Source organism: Catenovulum agarivorans YM01, from assembly GCF_000281085.1.
Taxonomy (GTDB): Bacteria; Pseudomonadota; Gammaproteobacteria; order Enterobacterales; family Alteromonadaceae; genus Catenovulum; species Catenovulum agarivorans.
In genome coordinates this window covers 1-20,291 of the sequence record NZ_JH767542.1, presented here as the reverse complement: position 1 = coordinate 20,291, position 20,291 = coordinate 1, and the positions used below count along the sequence as shown (strand labels likewise).

General features: G+C 42.5%; 9 protein-coding genes. All 9 read right to left on the bottom strand.

From position 1 onward, the window contains the following. Window positions 1-11 precede the first annotated feature (11 nt). Window positions 12-1,481, bottom strand: a complete 1,470-nt coding sequence (locus tag WSC_RS0120125) for a sulfatase (protein ID WP_040395319.1) — start codon at window positions 1,479-1,481, stop codon at window positions 12-14. 203 nt (window positions 1,482-1,684) lie between these two features. Next, window positions 1,685-4,342 carry a glycoside hydrolase family 2 TIM barrel-domain containing protein gene (locus WSC_RS23560; RefSeq protein WP_016957763.1) on the bottom strand — a complete coding sequence of 886 codons (2,658 nt, stop codon included), beginning with the start codon at window positions 4,340-4,342 and terminating at the stop codon, window positions 1,685-1,687. Between the two features lie 168 nt (window positions 4,343-4,510). Beyond that, window positions 4,511-7,327, bottom strand: coding sequence for a family 78 glycoside hydrolase catalytic domain (locus WSC_RS0120115; protein WP_016957762.1), 2,817 nt, complete (start codon window positions 7,325-7,327; stop codon window positions 4,511-4,513). Beyond that, the gene (locus WSC_RS0120110; RefSeq protein WP_016957761.1) at window positions 7,327-9,768 is read right to left on the bottom strand and encodes an endo-acting ulvan lysase-like protein; all 2,442 of its coding nucleotides are present in this window, start codon (window positions 9,766-9,768) and stop codon (window positions 7,327-7,329) included. Before WSC_RS0120110 ends, WSC_RS0120115 begins: the two co-directional genes overlap by 1 nt. 307 nt (window positions 9,769-10,075) lie before the next feature. Further along, entirely contained in the window at window positions 10,076-10,477 is a 402-nt protein-coding gene (locus WSC_RS0120105; protein ID WP_157447370.1) for a fibronectin type III-like domain-contianing protein, read from the bottom strand. A 66-nt stretch (window positions 10,478-10,543) separates the two neighbouring features. Next, entirely contained in the window at window positions 10,544-11,953 is a 1,410-nt protein-coding gene (locus WSC_RS0120100) for an L-fucose/L-arabinose isomerase family protein (protein WP_016957759.1), read from the bottom strand. Window positions 11,954-12,085: 132 nt separating this feature from the next. Continuing rightward, entirely contained in the window at window positions 12,086-13,174 is a 1,089-nt protein-coding gene (rhaT, locus tag WSC_RS0120095) for an L-rhamnose/proton symporter RhaT (RefSeq protein WP_016957758.1), read from the bottom strand. Between the two features lie 4 nt (window positions 13,175-13,178). Next, window positions 13,179-16,721, bottom strand: coding sequence for a glycosyl hydrolase (locus WSC_RS0120090; protein ID WP_016957757.1), 3,543 nt, complete (start codon window positions 16,719-16,721; stop codon window positions 13,179-13,181). An 11-nt stretch (window positions 16,722-16,732) separates the two neighbouring features. Continuing rightward, on the bottom strand, window positions 16,733-20,083 hold the full coding sequence (locus WSC_RS0120085) for a glycosyl hydrolase (protein WP_016957756.1): 3,351 nt from the start codon (window positions 20,081-20,083) through the stop codon (window positions 16,733-16,735). Between the last annotated feature and the right edge of the window lie 208 nt (window positions 20,084-20,291).

The following is a 20,291-nucleotide window of genomic DNA, read 5'->3' as shown; positions in this document are numbered from 1 at the left end:
TCATTTTAGGATTAGTGGTGCTGCTCTTTAGCGAATATTTTATCAATGAGCTTCTGGTTAATGGCCTCATCATATTCAGGGTTAAGTTTGGTTGGAATATCTGCGCCTGTTTGTTGTTGCCATGCTTGCAGTTTTGCTTTTAACTCTGCTACTTTGCTTGGTTTTTCGCTTGCAAGGTTGCGTTGTTCCGCTAAATCATTGGCTAGGTTATATAATTCAAACTCATTGTTTTCAAAGTATTGGATCAGTTTCCAGTCTCCACTTCTGATTGAACTACCTGGACGAGTTCTGAATAATGGGTCTTGCCCTTGGTCGGTTTGGGCATGATGTGCCTGCAAATAAATAGGGAAATGCCAGAACAAATCGCGCTCGGCTATTTTTTGCTGGCCTAATAAGTGCGCAGTTAAATCAACACCATCTAACACTTGGTTTGGTTGTTTTGATTTAGTTACATTGACTAAAGTTGGGTAGAAATCAGCATTAATTACTGGCGTATGGTCAAGGCCTGGTTTAATTTTTTCTGGCCAACGCACGATTAATGGCACGCGTAAACCACCGTCATAATAAGAGCCTTTACCACCGCGAAGTGGTGTCGGGAATGACGACATGCGGTAACCACCGTTGTCAGACGTAAAAATAACTAGGGTATTATCGGCCAAACCTTCTGAGGCTAGCATAGCTAAAATTCGGCCAACATTCTCATCCATGTGTTCAACCATAGCCGCATAGGTCGCTTCTTGTTTACTTTTAATGCCTTTTTGATGGTATTTATTCACCTTATCAACAACTGCTTGATAAGGTGTGTGAACCGTGTAATAGGGAACATAAGCAAAAAATCGCTGGTCTTTGTTTGTTTTAACCCAGTCAATTACTTCATTGGTTAGGCGCTCGGTTAAGTATTCCCCTTTTGGACCGTCTACCATGTTTGGTAAATTGTACGGGCTAAAGTAATGCAAGGTCATGCCTTGGTGGCTACCACCAACATTTACATCAAAACCTTGTTTATCTGGATCGATGCCTAAATGCCATTTACCAAAAGTACCTGTAGTATAACCTGCTGTTTTCAGAGATTCCGCTATGGTGATAACGTCCGTAGAAATGCCGCTCTTATTTTTTATCGGGATAAGCTTGCGAGTTTTTGGATTACCTCGGTCTGATGGCGATACTGTATAAACGCCATGGCGAGGACCATATTGACCCGACATTAGTACTGCTCTGCTTGGTGCGCAATTGGCTGCACCGGCGTAAGCTTGATCAAAGACCAGACCTTGTTGCGCCAGCGCATCAATATTAGGGGTTTCAAAGTAGTCTGTCGTTTGGTTGTAGCCGACATCAGACCAACCTAAATCGTCGATAACAATCATAATGATATTGGGCTTGGCATTATCTGCTATCACTGCTGTGTTTTCTGGCGTTGGCTTACTGCCACAAGCTGCCGTCAAAGCTAAACTGAAGGTTACTACTAAAGTTTTAAATTTCATTAAAGTTATTCTCATGTGTTTGGTTATATTTTTTAAATTTTAGTCGTTTGATCGCAATTGCCACTACCGCCACAGGCTGCTAAAGCAAGACTTAATGCCGAGAGGGTAAACATATTTGTGTACATATTTCGATCTACCTTTTTGTTGTGGTTATTATTTTTATTGGCGTCGACTCCAGAGCGGAGCCGACGCTTAATTAACCGCTATAATTTCCTTAATTTGATACCACTTAGCCTTGTTTTGCCTTCTTGAGCGTTAAAATCAACGGTGATGCCCTTGTCATCATTGACAGTAATTAAGAACCGTTTGGTGACGCCTCTGTTATCACCAAACTCTTGTTTGAGGTTGATGTTTGACCACAGCTTTTTGCCATTAACGAGCACGTCCATAACATTCTTATCTTTGGTTTTTAACTCTGCCATTAATAAAGACAATTCATAAGAGCCTTTTGGAACATCAAATTTATATTGCTTGATGCCTTCCAACTGAGTTTGAAATACCGGATCTAACTCTGTACCTTTGACACTGACATCGGAGCCGATGGTTTTTCTGCGTGGATGTCTAATTATTTCGCCACCGATATATCCAAAGCTACCTTTTTCATAGGCTTTGTCTGGCATCCATAAATAGTTGATATTGTCTTCTTCGATGAAGTAACACTGTGAGCCGACATTAATGGCAATTTCGGTAAATGGATTGCTGGTGCTGCGTAAATTTTTCGGCTGTAAGGAAAAATCAATAGAGGCAAAATCTTTGATGATTTGGCCATTTTTGCTCGAAACCGCTTCTATAATATTCAGCCCTTGGCTAAATGGCACATCGAAGGTGGCAGTGAAAAAATCAAAGGCTTTTTTACCTAAAGACAGACCATTGACCAATAATTCCACCTCGTCAAAATTACCAACAACAGTGACCGGTTGGGTGGCTACTGAGCCGTTTTCGCTATCAGCAATACCTGAGCGGGCATGCCATTGTTTCGAGGTAATGGCAACAAAAGGCTGTTTATTCAATACCGCGCGGTATAAGTAATACGCGTCTTTTTTCTCTCGTTTGGCCGACACTAAACCTTTGTTATTAATGTGCGGCACAGCATCTTTTCGGTGCTCTACCTGAAAATCTGCATAGTTCCACACATTAGCGCCAACAATTTCAGGTATGTCTAAAATGGCTTTTAAATAAGCTTTATGCAGTAAGAATTGATATTCCATACTAAAGTCGAAGCGACTGGGTTGGTAAGAGCGAATTCTTGGGTCGGCACCACCACCGTATTCACTTAAAATAAACGGTTTGTCGGGATCTAATGCTAAAGAATTTTGTACCAAGGTTCTTAAATTGGTGTCAATATCTTCTAGCTCGTTTAAATACCAGCCATAGTATTTGTTGTAGCCGACGAGTTCGGTGTTTCTGATCCCCAGCTTATCTTGATAGGCTGGATTTTTGAAAAATACCGAATAGCTATACCGGGTTTGGTCTTCTTCTTTACTGACTTTGGCTAGTAGCGCATGGGTTTCTTGGAAGTGCTTGGTATAGGCTTCACCTAGTTTCTCAGGCGCTTTCATGGTGGTTTCATTACTTAGATCCCAAGCAACAATAGCTGGATGGTTGTAATTGTAACGAATGGCTTCTCTAAGCATTTTTACCGTGTTTTGCTTACCGGCTTCATTCGCGGCGGCCTGATTTACAAACGGGATTTCTAAGGTACTGACAAAACCATATTTATTGGCCATTTCTAAAATGGCAGGGTCTTGCGGGTAATGGGAGATACGTAAAAAGTTAATGCCCATTTCTTTAAGTAACTTCATATCATAACGATGTAATTCATCGCTAACTGCATTGGCTTTTCCTAAAAAATCTTGATGGCGGTTGGTGCCAATTAACTTGGTTGCTTTGCCATTAATGAAGAAACCTTTTTTAGGGTCAAAGTGAAACCAGCGAAAACCCACTGGGTTTTCAACACGGTCAAATACTTGGCCTTGGCTATCAACCACTTTCGACACTAAGGTATATAAATATGGGCTTTCCGGTGACCATAACTTAGGTGCGTTAATGGCCATTTCTGCAAAATGATCTGTACCTGCATTTAGCTTAGTACGACTTTCTTTAACGATATTTTTGTCGGTATCTAACAGTTGTTGCAATACATAAAACTGGTTGTTTTTGGGTGCGACAACTTTTGATTGCACTTCAATTTTAGCGCTGGCTGCTGATACTTGCGGCGTTCTAATAAATACCGGGTTAGCTCCTAAATTGGCGACTTCAAAATGAACTGGCTTGGTAATAATTAACTGAATATCGCGATAAATACCGCCATAAAAAGAGAAATCTGCTGATAACGGCACAATTTCTTCGTGGTGGGCGTTATTGACTTTAATAGCGATTTCATTGCTCCCCTTTTTTAACGCCGCGGTAATGTCTTTGGCAAAAGTGGTATAACCGCCAATATGGTCTTGACCAATTTTTTGGCCATTTACATATAAGCTAGTGACTTGGTTTGCCCCTTCAAACAAGAAAAAAACTTGCTGGTTTTTATACACGTCAGGAATGATTAATGACTTGGTATACCAACCATCACCGCGATAATAGCCGTCTTCATCATCTAATATATCTTCAGTATTCCAAGAATGAGGAATGGTCACCTTTTGCCATTTGGGTTGGTCATTTTTTGCAAAAGGAAAGCTTAAGCTGCCCTTATAAAAATTCCAGTTATCATTGACGGTTTCTATATGACGAATCGACTCTGGCTGAGTGCCGTTATCATCAGTGCTTAGTTCAGCAGAATTTACGTTAGCAGAGCTTGCGCTAGCGGTAGCGGTACTTGCGTCTTTAGCACTTAATTTAGTAGCGCTTGATTCAGTAAGCATTACGCTAGTACAAGAAAAAAGTACCATGCTACAAAGTAGCGCACCGATCGCTTTTATCGCGTGTGGTCGCTGATTGAATAATTTATTCGCCGACGTTCGCAAGGGCGAGCACGGCGTGGTAAAAAGTAGGTGTTTTTTCATCATTTTTATACCTAAGTTATATTTTGGTTAAATCTCATTTCGCTTAAAAGTGAGTTTGTGGCTCCCAGCCGTTAAGCGTCTAGTACCCCTTGCCAGTAGCACTTTAGCGCTACAATTGGTTGGAATGGTGACGTGGTATTCAATGTCACCTTGTTTTGTTCTTTGCCACTGTGCTTTGATTTCACCGTGAATTGATCGATAACTTCCTTTGGCAAAGTCAATTTCATCGATAAATTTGGGCGTGAATAGAATATGTTTGAAACCCGGCGTTTGCGTATCAAAATTAATTCCCGCTAAGTGACGATGGAAAAAATTATCTACAAAACCCATAAAATAATGAATGTGCGATGACTTATCTGGCCAGTGCTCCCAGAGGGTAGTCGCACCATTTTTCAGCATAAAACCATAACTTGGGTAAGAATCGTTTACCGCAACCTGGTAGGCCAAACTTGAATAACCCTCATTGGGCAGTAATTCCCATAACGCATGACCAGTAAAAATGCCGCCGTAAATATGATTATCTCGACTGATACTAATATCATGAATAAGGCCTTTAAGTACTTGCTGACGATGTTCAGGTTTGACAATGCCTGTAAACAGGGCAAGGGCATTCGGGCCTTGTCGATACTCATCAGTGTCAACCCCTTTAAAGCTGATGGTTTTCGCATCAAAACAGTGCTGATAGACGGCGTTTTTGAGCTTGATTTGCTGTTGCGCTAATGCCGTGACATCAGTTTGTTTACCGATTACGGTGCCCATTTCAGTTAAACAGCTCAGCACTCGATAAAAGTTCATGGTCGCATAAACTTCTTCACCTTCATCGGGTTTGTTACCAAATGGCGAAGACCAATCGGAGAGACGATCTTTTAACAAGCCTGGTTTTTCTTTGATTTCGGTAACAGACCAAACACTTTGTGCAAAATGGAGCATCTGCTGCCAATACTGTTCAATGAGCCGGGTATCGCCGTAATAACAATACATGTAATAAGGCAGATAGACACAGGCCGATCCCCACAGTGAAGAGACACCATTACCATAACCTCGGCTCGGCACAAAATTTGGTAAACCACCATGCTCAGGGTGCTGGGCATCAAAAATATCGTGAATAAACTTGGTGGTTAGTGCGGCTAAATCATAATTTGCCATGCCCATTTCAAGGCCGGTTACCGCATCGCCAAGCCAACCATTTTTTTCGCGATGTGGGCAATCGGTGGGAATACTGTGCAGATTGGAAATCATCGCCTTATCGGTGATTTGGTGAATCGCATTCAAGCTTTTATCTGAACTCAGAAACTGGCCTACTGAGGCGACATCAGAATTTACCTGACATATTTCAATATCATCTACCGTTAACGTCTTGTCGTGTCCTTGAATGATGAAGTAGCGAAACCCTTTATACGAAAAACGACATTCGGCAATTTCGCCCAGCTCTCCTTTGGCAACATAGGCCATTTGTTGTAAGCCGCCAGGCTGATCTAAATCCATGGCATTTTCTTTTTCGCCAAAATAAACCAAGATGCGCGTGCCTTTTGGCGCGTTGACTTTTAAACGCAACCAACCCGCCAAGTTGGTGCCGGCATCACCCCATTGTCCCCAACGTTTACCTTTGTTTTTAATGCTTATCGGCTTACTGGTGTGCACCACACGTATCGGCTCACATAACTGTGATTTTAATTTACCGCCCGGTGCTGGTGCCGGCTGAACCTTATCCCAGCTTGAGTCGTCTAGTTCGGTATTGCTCCAACCGTCAATTTCTTTGGTCGCATCGTAAATTTCACCCATATGTGGACAATCGTAAATTACAGGGCCACCAGTGACTTTCCAACTCAAGTCGCTAACAACCATTTGTTCGCTGTTATCGGCGTAAATAACTTTGATTAAACACTTTAATTTTGGTTGACTGATATAGCCGCCTTTTTTCCAAAAGCCCCAGTGATCATTAGCTAATAAACCATAGTTACCTCGGCCAAGCATCACGCCAACGGCATTTTTACCTTGCTTGACCAAGTCAGTTACATCATGGGTCACATAAAGGATTGAGCGGGCGTAGTTGGTCCAGCCGGGATCGAGAACATGATCACCGACTTTTTCACCGTTTAGATACAATTCGTGGTAACCAATACCGGCGATAAAAGCCTTGGCTGATTTAATTCTTTTCGTGGCATTAAATTCTTTTCGAAGCAAAGGCGCTGGATCATAAGGGTTTGCATAATGAAACAGGTATCGCTCCCACAATGACATGCGCGCGCCAAAGTACGAGGGTAAACTGATTTGATGGGTTTGCTCTTCAATAGCTTTACGCTGCCACCAATTGCTTTCCCAATCTTGCTGGGTTCTCCATGCAACCCATTGCGCCTGTTGCCAGTCTTTTTCGGTGAATAAACCGGTCGAAAACTTGGCTGATTCGCTCCAAGCTGATACTTGTTGGTTTTTGTCCCAAACGCGTATTTTCCAATAATAATCAGTTGCCGCCTGTAAGGGGGCGCCTTGATAAACAACATGAGTATTACTGTCACTGCTGACAATCCCTGAATCAAAGAGATCACCAATATTGCGGTTTAATTTTGCAGGTGAGCTAGCAACCAGCAGTTGGTAACGGGTTTGGTATTGATCGGCTTCGGTAGACGCTAATTGCCAATAAAACCGTGGTTTATCTATATCGACCCCTTCAGGGTTGCTCAGGTATTCGCATTTTAAATTAACCGGGTGAATATGGTCTAAAGCGTTTGCTGGCACGTCAATAGTGTTTTGTTTTGGCTGCTTCGCTAATACCAAGCCCAAACCCGTTGCGGTGGTTGCCAGTGCCGTGGCACTGCCAACGATAAATCGTCGTCTGGTGATCATCACAACTCCTTAATCATGCTTTTGCTAGCTTGGTGTTTGCCGTAACGCAATTGTTCGCCTTCGCCAATATAAAGCTCAACATCATCACCACCGCGATCTGTGACTACCGCATAACGACCGGTAAAACTTAAGCCTAACGCCTTGTTGTTATAGGTAGCTTTCGGGTCGTCCTGATTAATAATGTAATTAATCACTTCCTTTCCGTTTACATTGGAAACCACTTTCGCACCAACAACACGTCCGTCTTGGGACAGTTGCGTTACTGAAGTCACGCTAGATTGATAAGTGGTTGATGGCTCAAGTACCGCAATGAAAGGTCTCTCCCATGCTTCACCTTGTTGGCGAATAGCGATAGTTTGGGTTTTCTTGTTGATGTAGCCATTTTTTGCTTCTCGAGTTGCTGGTGCTAGAGCGTAGGTGTACTCGCGCTCAACCCCATCAGGTACAAACATATTCATCGAACGTTTGTCGTAGGCCAATTTAAACTGGATGTTAACCGCGTCGCTGGTTGGTGCACTCACTTTGGTTTGTTCGAAAAAACGCCAGCCGGGTGATTTAACTGGATCGCCAATGTCATTGTTGTAACGGTCAGTTGGTTTTAATGGTAATTTACCTGAGTTGTTAGCAATAATCGTCTCGTCGCCAAGGTTGTGATAAATGTAATCGTGAAATTTATTTTCGCCTAATGAACGAGAGCGGAACATATCAAAGTAATATACCGTGGTTGGGCTAGTGCGAACAATGCCCAAGGTGCGCTCTTGAATTGCATTGTTAACCTTATCGTCTAAGCGTTGGGTAGCAAAGCTGTAATTCGGATTTATAGGATCTTGAAGGTGCGCTGGCTCGGCAGCTATGTTTTTAGTGGTGTCTTGCCACACATAGCTATTGCTATTCCAAGCACCCTCTTGTTTACCATGAGAAGTGCCATTAACAATGACGGTATTATTGCCTGCATATAACCTGAAATAATCGGTATGAAGCGGAATTTTTCGGTCTTTAACCGCCTGCGGCATACCGCCATTGGCCGCCATAAAATAATCAGCACCATATAATTCCATCGAAATACCGGTAACATGAGAATGCACATAGTGGGCGCCACCAATAATGCCAGTAAGACCATAATCGACATTATTTTTCTCTACATAATTGCGCTGTAAGGCAACTCCTGCATGTTCTATCACCACAGTGGGTTTGTTGAAGTCGATCGCGCCGTCAACTTTTTCAGGCAGCGGCTGCCCCCAAAACAATTCCAGCGCGCTCATATCGTCAAAGGTAGGGCTATCCGATTTTTTGGGCTTAACGCCTTCTTTGGTTTGTGCTTCTTTCGCCTGCAACAGGGCAATTTGGGCTTTTCGCTCTAGTTGGCGATATCCTTTTCTTGAGGCGATATCTAAGGTGTAACGATAAAGCGCCTCTGTGCTGTCATTGTAACGCTTAGAATCACCAAACCGGACAAAAGTACGATTTGGGCTACGCATATAATCAAATAAAAAATTCCCTTCTAGCACATGTTTGTAATCTTCGGTCACTCCTAGTTCTGGCTTCACTTTATCTACCAAGTTAATCACTAAGCTGACAATAGGCATAAAGCTATAGCTTAGCGATTCTGGCCAGATCCCCTGTTCACCAAAGATAGGCATAATGGTTTTGGTAAAAGAATTTTGGTGTCTGGTGCCTGACTCCCAAAACACCTTAAACAAACGCTCTCGCTCAGTTTCATCATCAATACAAAGGATGCCAAATAGTGCGCCTGGGGCTGTGAGGATCGGGTGGTTAGAAACAACGCGACCATGTTTATCTGGTTGACCATATTCTTGCAAAACATTACCTACCATATTAGTAATGGCTTTTTGCGCTAGGTCATTGTCAAATGAAACATAGTCACGCTTCGCCTTACTGTAAACTTGGGTGCCTGGGGTATTGAGATAGTCGTAAAGGAAATCGTAAACAAGCGCTAGCGGTTGATATGTGGCTCTAGCATCATAAAAAACATCACCTGCAATACTGGTCGTTTGTGGTGTCCTTGGTGCTATTTGCTCAAAATAGGCTTGCATAATATCGGCGGAAAATTTAGCGTATTTTTCTTCTTTCGTTAAAAAATAAAGAATCGCTGCATTTCGCGCTGGTGAAACTAGCTTGACGTGTGCATTGGCAGCTTTCGATCCATCTTTTTCATGATCGTGATTAGCTAACTTAGGCATAGCCTTAAAGATAGCATTAGGATCTTTAACATGCGCATTAACTTGAGCGTCGGCTGTTTGTTTCAACTGCTTAACTACATCCTGCGCCCAATCGTACTTTTCTATTTTTGTTAACGTCGTTGCCCGCTCAGCATCTGTGGTAAAAATTATCGGATGGTCGAGGGGGCTAGCTAATGCTGACTGCGTTAAAAACAGTAGCTTAGCCAAGGGTAACAATATAATTTTTTTATTTATTTTCATATCAGTCTATAGATTTATCTTGAGTTTGGCTTTTTTGCTTTAGTTGATTTAAGTAGGGCTGTATAGCGTTAAATACCTTTACTTAAACAAGGCCTATCTAAACATGTGCTGCCTTTTTCACGATTTACCTCCCCGCTTTTAAGGTCTACCTGTTGCGAGTAATATGTCGTCTTAGTACATTAAAAAAAGGCGGGGTTATTGTTAATTGATACCTTCATCACCAAAAAAAACAGGCAACGCCTTCATTCTGGATTATAGAAGGCGTTACCCATATCGATTACACGTTGTTATTGGTTATGCGAAGTGGCTATTGCAAACTAAAGCTCACTTTTTTTAATTCTTTAGAGGAAGTTTCTACCATAACTTCATAGTCACCAGCTTCTAAAATAGGTTTTATCTCTACACTGGTGAACATCAACATTTCAGGGTTAATGGTAAACTGGACAGTTTTGCTTTCACCTGGCTTCAGCTCAATTTTTTCGAATCCTTCTAAGTCCATCGCTGGGCGTGATGCGCTACCAAACAGATCTTTTATATACATTTGTACCACTTCTTTGGCTGTTACTTTGCCGGTATTGGTTACTTCAACCGTTACGGTTAATTCACTGTTTTGCTTCATAACATCGCTGGAAAGTTTTGGCTCAGAATAGTTAAAACTTGCGTAGCTTAAACCGAAACCAAACGGATACAGTGGCCTTGATTCAATCATATCTTTAAATACCACCCAAGCCCAACAAAGTGCAGGCACAAAAGAGAATGCGTGAATTATCAGTTTTTAGGCTGTTAACCTGCGCACTTCAATTCCTAAAATTGCCGCTAGTTTTTCTAACTTATCGGCAATATGGCCAACGCCTATCGCACAGTGGTGTGATGGGCCGCCGCGCGACCATTCGTTCATAAAGGCGCGTGCGCCCATAGGGAATTTGTAGCGGCTGTTGGTATTGCCGATTTGTAATACAGGGCCTGCAACAGATTCACCTTCGCATACTTGTAAAAACACACTGCCATCACGTCGTGTTACGACTGACAATACTGTCACTGGACCATGTTTAACAGTCATTTGAATAGACAAACCTTTGCCTGGTTTACCGTGATAAACCGGCAGTGGCACTAAACCAACACGACCTTCGGCTATTGCAAAGTGGGCTGGACCGTCGTGACCTAGGTAAACGACATCGTCTTTAAAGTCTGACAAGTAGAATTCTGAGAACGAGCCACCTACGCCAAATAAGTCCATAATTTTCATGGCTTGTACGTTTTTAATTTCGCACTCACCCGCTATCGGCGTATTGTCGCCAGTTAATAAAGTATTACCGGCAATCACTGAGGTAACGATATTTTCGTACTCGCCTGAACCTTCGTAGTAATACGCCATAGAGCCGAGTTTATGTTTAGCAATTAACTTGTCTAGCGCAACTGAGGTTTGTGCCGCGCGCACAAGCTCTGATTGCTCACATTCGTCAGATACATCAAATTTTTCATGGAATTGACTGATTTTGGCAGCGATTTCTTCGGCAGTTACTGCTTGGCGCAAATCAAACAATTCGCACATTTCTAAAATTTCAAAATGGTTACCAAAGGCAGCGGCTTGTTGGGTTAAATCGCTGTATACGTCAAGCATGCCATTATAATAGTGGCCTAAAATGCCAACACGGTTTTGGCGCATACCTTCAGCAACTTTTGCTGCATCTACCCAGGCGTTAATTTCTTGCCACACGTAGTCTTCTTGCATGTAGCCAGACACTACATGGTAATCAACCCCTGCGCGGTTAAATACGCACGCAAGTTCGGGTAATGAACACGACTGGCAATGTTCTAACCACACGCCTGTCATTTTGCCGCGATCGCCCATGGCGTTAAATTTTTCATAATCTAATTGTGCAACTGGCTGAATATTGAGCATAACAATTGGCACTTTAGCTTTTTGCACCACAGGTAAAACCGTGGATGACAAAGCATAGGTTGAGATAAACAAGAAGATGATTTCTACATCTTCAGTTTTAAATAATTTAGCCGCATCTTGCGCTTTTTCTGGGGTATCCACCATGCCAGCATCAACTAGCTCAGCCCCCATACCTTTTATCTGTTCGCTGATGTGATTGTGATAACCGTTTAAGTTATCTAATAAGCCGTCAAATTGCAGCCAGTAAGTATCTAAACCTATTGAGAATAAACCTGTTTTCATTTTTAACCCTTTATCTTGTTTGTTGTTTTATTTGAACGAGAATTTTGGTTCGAAATCGAGGCGGAAGCGCGGAGTTTGTATGTACAAATGAGCACTTCCAACAAAGAGTTCGAAACAAAAGGCCGTTCAGGTTTAGTGAGCGGCACCTGAGCCTGCACTTGCGAGGGTGTTGCCCCAACCAATCACTACCATGCTTAAAATAAGCACAGCTAATCCGGCTAAATTCCAACGCTGAGTTGCCGTACTAACCCCTTGCCATTCTTTTAATGCTAAGCCCCATAGTGTGCTAAAAACTATGATGCTGGCCATGTGCAGTGTCCAACTTGAGAACTCGTATTCACCCATCATGGTGGTGCCCATGCCATAAAAGAAAAACTGCATATACCAAGTCACCCCAGCGAGCGCACAAAATAAAATATTGCTCAGTCTTGGGTTATTCACTGTTGGAGAAGATAATTGCGCCCATGCTTTATTTTTAGTGGCTAAATAGGCACACCAAACAAAGTTAGTCACAAAACCGCCAGCTAAAATAACAATTAATACTGGCAAATTTTGCCATAAATTGGGTGATCCTTGTGCCACGGCAATATCGGCAATGGGTTTGCCAGCGGCAAAGGCGTATGCCATAAACGAGCTCATCACGCCTGAAAAAAGCGCCAACGCTAAACCTTTGCCAAAGTGAAATTCGCTAACACTTTGTTTTTTGTCTTCGTCGGATAATTCATTTTGTTTATTGGTACCCGCTTTACCACCGAGTGCAATGCCCGCTAAACAAATAAATACCCCGAGTAACATCACTTGCCCAGATTGGGTCGCCGCAATATCCACCAATTTGCCTTCAAATATTGGCGGCACCAGCGTGCCGATAACTGCGCTTATGCCCAATGCAATTGAATAACCTAACGCTATGCCTAAATAACGCATGGTTAAACCAAACGTGAGACCACCCACACCCCAGAGTAAACCAAAGCTAAAGGTCCAAACTAAACTGGAGTTTGACGCTTGTGCGAGTATTTCTGGCGTTTGTGGCAAAATCAGCATAGCCAACAGCCAAGGGGCGATAATCCAGCTAAAAAAGCCGCCTACCATCCAATAAATTTCCCACGACCAAGCTTTGACTTTTTTATACGGAATATAAAAACTCGCCGCTGCTAAACCACCTATGGCGTGAAATAAAACGCCGGTAAATGGGTTTTCTTGTACTTGAAATAAATCGAACATCTTGTTACCTGTTATTTGTATTGTGTGTATTCGAGCTGGATAAGGTTTGCTCTATGTACGGAATCAGTTTTACGGGCCCGATTAACCCTGAAGGTTGTAGCGGATCATCAATCTGGTATGGGTGATAAGTACTAAAGGTGGTGCGGCCTGTTTCTGGCACTGGCTCACCCTTTAATAACCAATCAGGAAAACCTTGCGAGCCGCCCATAGGTGTGCGCTCAAATAAATCAGGGTAGGCGGCATCGCCTATCATACGGTTTATCCAAAGGTTGGTTACTCGCACCTCAAGTTGGTTTTCTCCTTGTTTTAAAACGTCGGATACATCCACGCGGTAAGGTGGTTTCCACAAAGTAGCTAGTTCAATACCATTGACTTTTACTTCGGCAATCACTTGCACATCACCTAAATCCAGTAGATGTTTTTGTATACTGGGTACTGAGCTAAGGTTAAAAGTTGTGGTGTAAACACCTGTACCTGAGAAATATTTAACCTTGTCATTATCAAACTCCGGCCATGATTTAAGTGTTTTAACCGTCTGGGTTTGTGGCAGCTGATGTTTGTAGGCAAATTGGTTAGGGAAAGACAATTGCCACGGCGTATTGATAGTAATTGGTGCTGGCACTTCTGCGCTGATGGTGGTGCGCAGTGGCGCTTTTTGCAGGCCATTTGCCAACTCAATTTGATATGAGCCCGACTCGAACACTTGTGCTGTTACAGCTGTATTATCTCCAGTACCTTTGACAATGGTTTTGATACCGTTTTGTGGTTGCACGCTGACCACTGGTGGTTTTTGACTGCCCTGAGTATTGGCAATGCTGTGGTTATTTTTAGGAAAAACCACAAAAATAGAACCGCTTGGCTCTAAATCAAAAAACACTGTGGTTGTGCCGTTGTTATTAGCACGCCATTTTGCAGGTTTAACTATGTCACCTGTGTAAGCATCCCAAAATTCTGGTTGGCGGCCGCTGATACGAAATGTTGCTTCAACGCCTTTTGCTTGTGCTTTAAACAAACTTAAAAAGTACAGATCCGCATCTTGAGTTTGGCGGTGCAGCCATTCAATATTTTGTCCCGCTTGGTTAAATGCGACATCTGGGATTAAATTAAGTTGCTGAATAACGTGGTCAATGTCAGTGTGCCAAAACACTTTACCTTTACCATAAACTTTTGAGCCAGCTTGACCTTGTTGGTAATTTTCCCAAAGTTTATTAGCAATGTTTTGTACATTCACATCAGATTGTGGGTAGTTAATTAAGGTGGGTGAACGTTGCGGTTTTTCACCTAAAATAACTGCACCCTGTTCAACCAGTTCTGCCAGTTTTTTAATGGTTTGTTCTGTCATTACTGAGCTGTTTTGTAGCACCAATAACTTATATTGCATGCCAGTTGGTAACACTAATTGACCATCTTTAAACTGCAGTTGACGAATAATTTCTTGATTGAGGTAGTCGTAGTTATACCCTTTAACTTTGACCTTGTCGTGAAAAGACACTATGTCGTATGGGGCTGATTCGCCAACAAACACCGCATAGTCTGCTTTAAACTGACCACTTTGTAACAAAGCTTGCGAGCGGCTTAAATAAGTTAACCAAGCTTTGCTTTGTTCAAACCAAGTTAAGGTGCGCTCGTAATTAAAGCCATAAGGGCCAAAGGTTATGCCTGGCCAGCGATCCGTCCAAGGTTGCATTGCCCAACGATGAAAGACTAATCGGTTAGTGCCGCGGGCAAACATGCGATCGCCCAAGCCTTTTAAAGTGTACGGATGATTGCTCCAACTGGCACTAAATGGCACAGCGGTGAAGGCTTCAGCGGCAACAATTTTTTTGCCATAAGTATGGGCAGCAGACGCAGCTTGGCGCGCGCTATAACCAGGTTTTTCGTAACCATCGTCGGTTGTCCAAAACTCGTTCATTGGAATGTCAGTGCGGCCAGCAGCTTGCAAGCTATCAATTGGCCCATATAAATAGGCTTCTGACGACAACTGCATGCCATGCTCGGCGGCTAATGCGCGCATCTGCCCATAGTAGTTATCTGCTACCACATCCGCCATTACCCGGCGTAAATCCCATAAAAATCGTTCGGTTATTTCTTCGCTTTTAACAATATGACCGACTGTAGCTGGTAAAAACGGCATCATGTCGTAGCCAGTGCGCTGTTTAAATTCGCTAGGCAGAATGTCATCCCAGTTATCAAACTTTACTTCCCAACTATCTATGTGAGTGCCCATTAGAGTGTCACCAGCTAAGGGGCCGACATCTTTAACAAGTTTGCCAATGAGATTGTCGAAATGAAATTTAAGTTTTTTCGGGTTAAGTTTGCTAATTTCTAACCCTTCACCAGCCTTGGGTGGTGGATTATTTTTTTGTCCGCTTGAGGTATGGCCGATACGTAAAATATTCCAATGGCCTTTAGGTAAGCTAACCTGCAAACGGCCATTTTCAGTTAAATGTTCTGTTAAATTTATAAATTCTGCCGCTTTGTTTGTTTGACCAAACTCAGGTGCTTTAGCATTAGAATAAACAAACAGCGCTTTTTCATCCCATGAGTCTAACCTTGGGGTGTTGTGAAAGAGAATTTCAGAAATATGTAGATGTACTTCTGGGAAATCTTCTACTTTCCAAAAGTTAAATTTTGGCTCTTTCGGTTGTGGATCTAACCCTTGGCCACGCAAGTTGATGCGAAAATAGCGTGCGGTAACAGGTGCAAAAGTTAACGCTTCGCGTTCACTTTTATGCGCGATATAAAAGTCTTTTACTTTGGTAAAATTTTTATTGTCGTTCGATACCAAGAGTTCACCAAATACTTCGCCACGGCTTTGTATTTTTGGCACTATGGTCATGGCTTGAATTTCTACTGGCTGTTTGTAATCAAACAAAATCCAATGTTTTTTGCTTTTAATGTCGTTTGCGGTTACTGCTTTTGTAAACTTATTATCAATTAAGCTTGCGTCTGGGTAGGTTATACCACTGGTGGTAATTTCTAACTGCTTGGTCGGTAAAGCGGGTTTGGCTGGCACTGCAAAAACCGCAATATCTTGATAGTGATCCAAATTGTGTGGTGGTATCGGCAAACTTAAATCAAATTTGCCACCACCATCGACAACAGTTTCGCTAAAAGTTAGCTGTTGCATTGACTTGTCTGGTGTAACCCAAGGGCCACCACTACCTGTCCAACCAGCGTCATTATTTTTGATTATTTTTAGATTTAAGCGTTTGGCTTCATTCATGGCAAATTTGAATAGTTCGCGCCATTCATCGCTCAAATAAGCGTATTTTCCTGCTGGGGTGCGAAAATTCACTTCCATTATCAACGCACCACCAATGCCAACTCGGCTCATGGCTTCTAAATCGGCGGTTATGCCTTCTTTAGATAAATTACCGTTCATCCAAAACCAATATACCCAAGGTTTAGCTTGAGCAGCTGGTTTTTTAAAGGCTTGTTCTAGCTCGCTTGCGGCACTTTGATTTTGAGCCATTGCCACACTAGGTAAAGTATTTAATAAACCCGCGATAGCCGTGGATATGATTAAAGATTTGATCTTTTTCATTGTTATTACCCTTATTCGCGCGTCAATATTTGCACAGGGCCAATCAAGCCGGATGGCATTAATGGGTCGTCTTTGCCCCAGTGTTTCCATGTCGCAAACGTATTGCGCTCGCCGGGTTGTTGTGGTGTTGCGCCTTTTAACCAGTTTGGAAATTCAATCAGTTGCCACCCTTGATAACCATTTTGTTTCCACTTAGCTGAATCAGAATATTGGCGCTCATCACCAATTAAACGGTTTGGCCACACGTTGGTTACTTCAATCGTAAGTTGGTTTGTTCCGACTGTTAGGTATTGGCTGATATCAAACTGATACGGTGCCCACATTTGCACGCCTAGGTTGTGGTCATTTAGATAAACGCGGGCAAACTGATGAGCTTGACCCAAATCTAATAAATATTGCGCTTGCTGATTAACACTACCGTTAAAAGTGAATTCGGTTTGGTAGCGAGTTGTACCTGCAAAGTATTTAACATCGTCAGTTGGGTGCTCGGTTAAGTCGATAAGTTGCTTTAACACAACCGAATCTGGCTGCTGTGCACCTTTGATAAAGTCTAACTGCCAAGCTGTTTGAATATTTTGCACTGGCACAAGCGGTGCTTGCTGATATGTTTCAGTGGTGCTTGCTGTGTCGCTAAACACGACAAAAAATGATTGCGCTTGTTCAAAAGTTAACTCAATTTGCGTGCGGCCGTTGTTAACGGAAAAGCCGGTTAAACGTTGGCGTTTGCCCGACATAGCATCCCACAACTCAACCACTTTAGCTGTTGTTCTAAAATCTAACTTGGCTGTGGCTTTGGTTTGCTCAAGATTACTGACAAAATAGAAATGGCTGTTTTGTGTTTTAAGCTGATGGTGACGCCAAATAATGCGATTATCAGTGCCTGTTATGCGCACGTCTGGCTGAATGTTTAACTGGGCAAAAGCTTCAGGCAGGCTGGCAAATACTTGTTGGTTATATTGACCGCCCCAAATTTCTTTGGCGAGTTGTTGCACTTGTTTGTCTGCTTGCTGTGCATTGGTCAAACTAGGTGAAAATTCTGGCGCTTTACCAACAATAACCGCGCCTTGTTCTAGCAAGTGTTTAAGCTTTAATAAGACCTGTGGGCGCATACTTATATCATCGGCTAATGACAATATTTGATATTCTCGGCCAGTGGCGAAACTCAATTTTTTATTGGTGTTGACGTACAATTCATTTAACAAACCATGCGTCGAAATAAACTCAAAGTCATGGCCTTTCGGCAGTGTGTTATAAACAAACTCGCGGTCGAATTTGGTGGATGAGTCATCACCCAACAAATGTAGTACATCAAATACAGGTTGGCCTTGGCTTAATAGTGCTTGGCTGCGCTGTACATAGCTATTCCAAGCATTAATTTCATGCCACCAAGTTTGGGTACGTTCAAAATGTAGGCCCCAATAACCTAAGGTCATGCCGGGTTGTAAATTGGTCCATGGTTGATGAGTAAATAAATGGTGAGTAACTAAAGTAACCCCACCCACAAAGTCGGTATCGGCTTGTGATTTATAGGTTAGTGGATGACTTAACCAGCGGTTGGCTTCAGGTAATGAGGTAAATGACTCAGAGCGCACAGGTTTGCCATAAATAGAGCCTGCCGATGCGGTCATTTTGGCGGTTAAATAAGCAAATTCTTGGTTTTTAACATTGTCTTTCGGGTTGAGTGACTTAAATGCGCTGTTGGCGTAGATAATATCAGCTTGGCCAAGCGCGTATAGGTTATCAATAAAAGGTTTCATTGACTGCGCTGAAAATTTAATGCCCATCGCATTGGCGCGTTTAGTCATACCGCCATAAAAACGTTCGGCAATTAAATCGGCCATGGTTTTACGTAAATCCCACAAAAAACGTTCGCTGGTTTGTTCGCCTGCTTGTGGGCTGATTATTTGATAACCTAAAGTCGCTGGTAAATATTTAATCGGCGAATAACCACGCTTTTGCGTAAATTCGTTGGCAAAATTTTGTGTCCAGTTTTGTCGGCCTACTTCCCAACTATCGGCATGGGTACTGGCAAATGTTTTGCCTACTTGATCGCCTGCTAATTTTTTAGCGGTTGCTAAGTAGTTAGCAAAATGCACATCGAGCGCGCGCTCGTCCATTTTGTCTACTTCTAAACCTTCACCACCTTTTGAACCTGGACGGTTGATTGCTTCGGTTGATGACATACCAAAACGCACAATTGTCCAGTTGTCTGCTTTCCCTGAATTAGCGGGTGGTGTCCAATTAAGCTTGCCATCCGCGGTTAAATATTCGCTGACGTCAATGATTGAGTTTAAGTCTATATTGCTGTTGCTAGCGAGTGTTGGTTGTGCAATTTGCCTTTCAGTTTCAGGCATAAAAAATGGAAACGCATGTGCGGCTTTTTGGCACCAGTTATCGATGCGTGGGCGGTTGTCTAAGGCGATTTCGCGTACCGACACCTTAACTTTAGGCATGGCGGTATATAACAGTTTGTTGTCAGTTGGTTTAAAAACAAATTTGGCGTGGCGAGTAGTCACAGGCTCAAATTGGAAACAGCTAATATCATCGTAAATTTGGCCACGTTTACTAAACGCCACTTCACGATAGTTTTCGCCATCGTCCGATACCATTAAGTAGTTGCGCCCCATCATGCCGTAGGCGGCAAACTTCACAAATGCGTTGCTAAAGGTGTAGTCTTGTTTGAAATCTAGCTTGATATAAGTTTCGCCAGTGTCCGCATCAACTGTTGGCTTAATATCTGTATTCCAGTCGCCATCAATCGCTTTGTCTGTTTGGCTAAACTGATACCATTTTTCTCCGGAAACAGTCACTTTATCCACTAAGTCAACAAAGTTGGGTTCAATAAAGCCTTTTGGTGTTGGGAAGGCAAGGGTGGCAATATCTTGGTAAAAGCCAAGTGGCGCATGCGGTTTAGGAAATTGAATAGTTTTAGTTGAACTGCTGATATTCAACTCACTCCATGCCAGTTCTTTCATGCCAAGCTCTGGCGTTATCCAAGGGCCGCCTGCAACCGACCATCCTTCACCATTGTATAAATTAACTTGTAAACCTAGCTCGGCGGCGGTTTCAAAAGTGAGTTTTAATAAAGCTTGATATTCGTCCGATAAAAAACGTACAGGCCCTGCGGGTATTACCTCATGTTCGTTAATGTGCATCAGCAACACACCGCCTAAACCTGCATCGGCCATGGCTTGTAAGTCAGCTTTGATACCTTCAGCTGTGATATTACCATTTATCCAATACCAAAATACCCAAGGTTTATGTTGCTCACTTGGCTGTTCAAACTGCTGTTGTAATGAATTGGCAGTGACTGTGCATGAACAGATACACAGTAAAATGATAATTAGGCGCTTTATTAACACATCAACTCCGCTTGTAAGGTTTTTATCGATTCTGATAAGTAAAAGCAGATGAGCTAAAAATTGATACCTAAAAATTTAAAGAGAAGCTCCAGAGGTTTTTGTACAAAAATTTTGGTTGATGAAGGTGGTCTACAAAACATTACTTAATTGGTAATGTGTAGTGGTCAAGTTAAATTGGCCACGGTTTTATAGTTTAGCCAGAAATTTT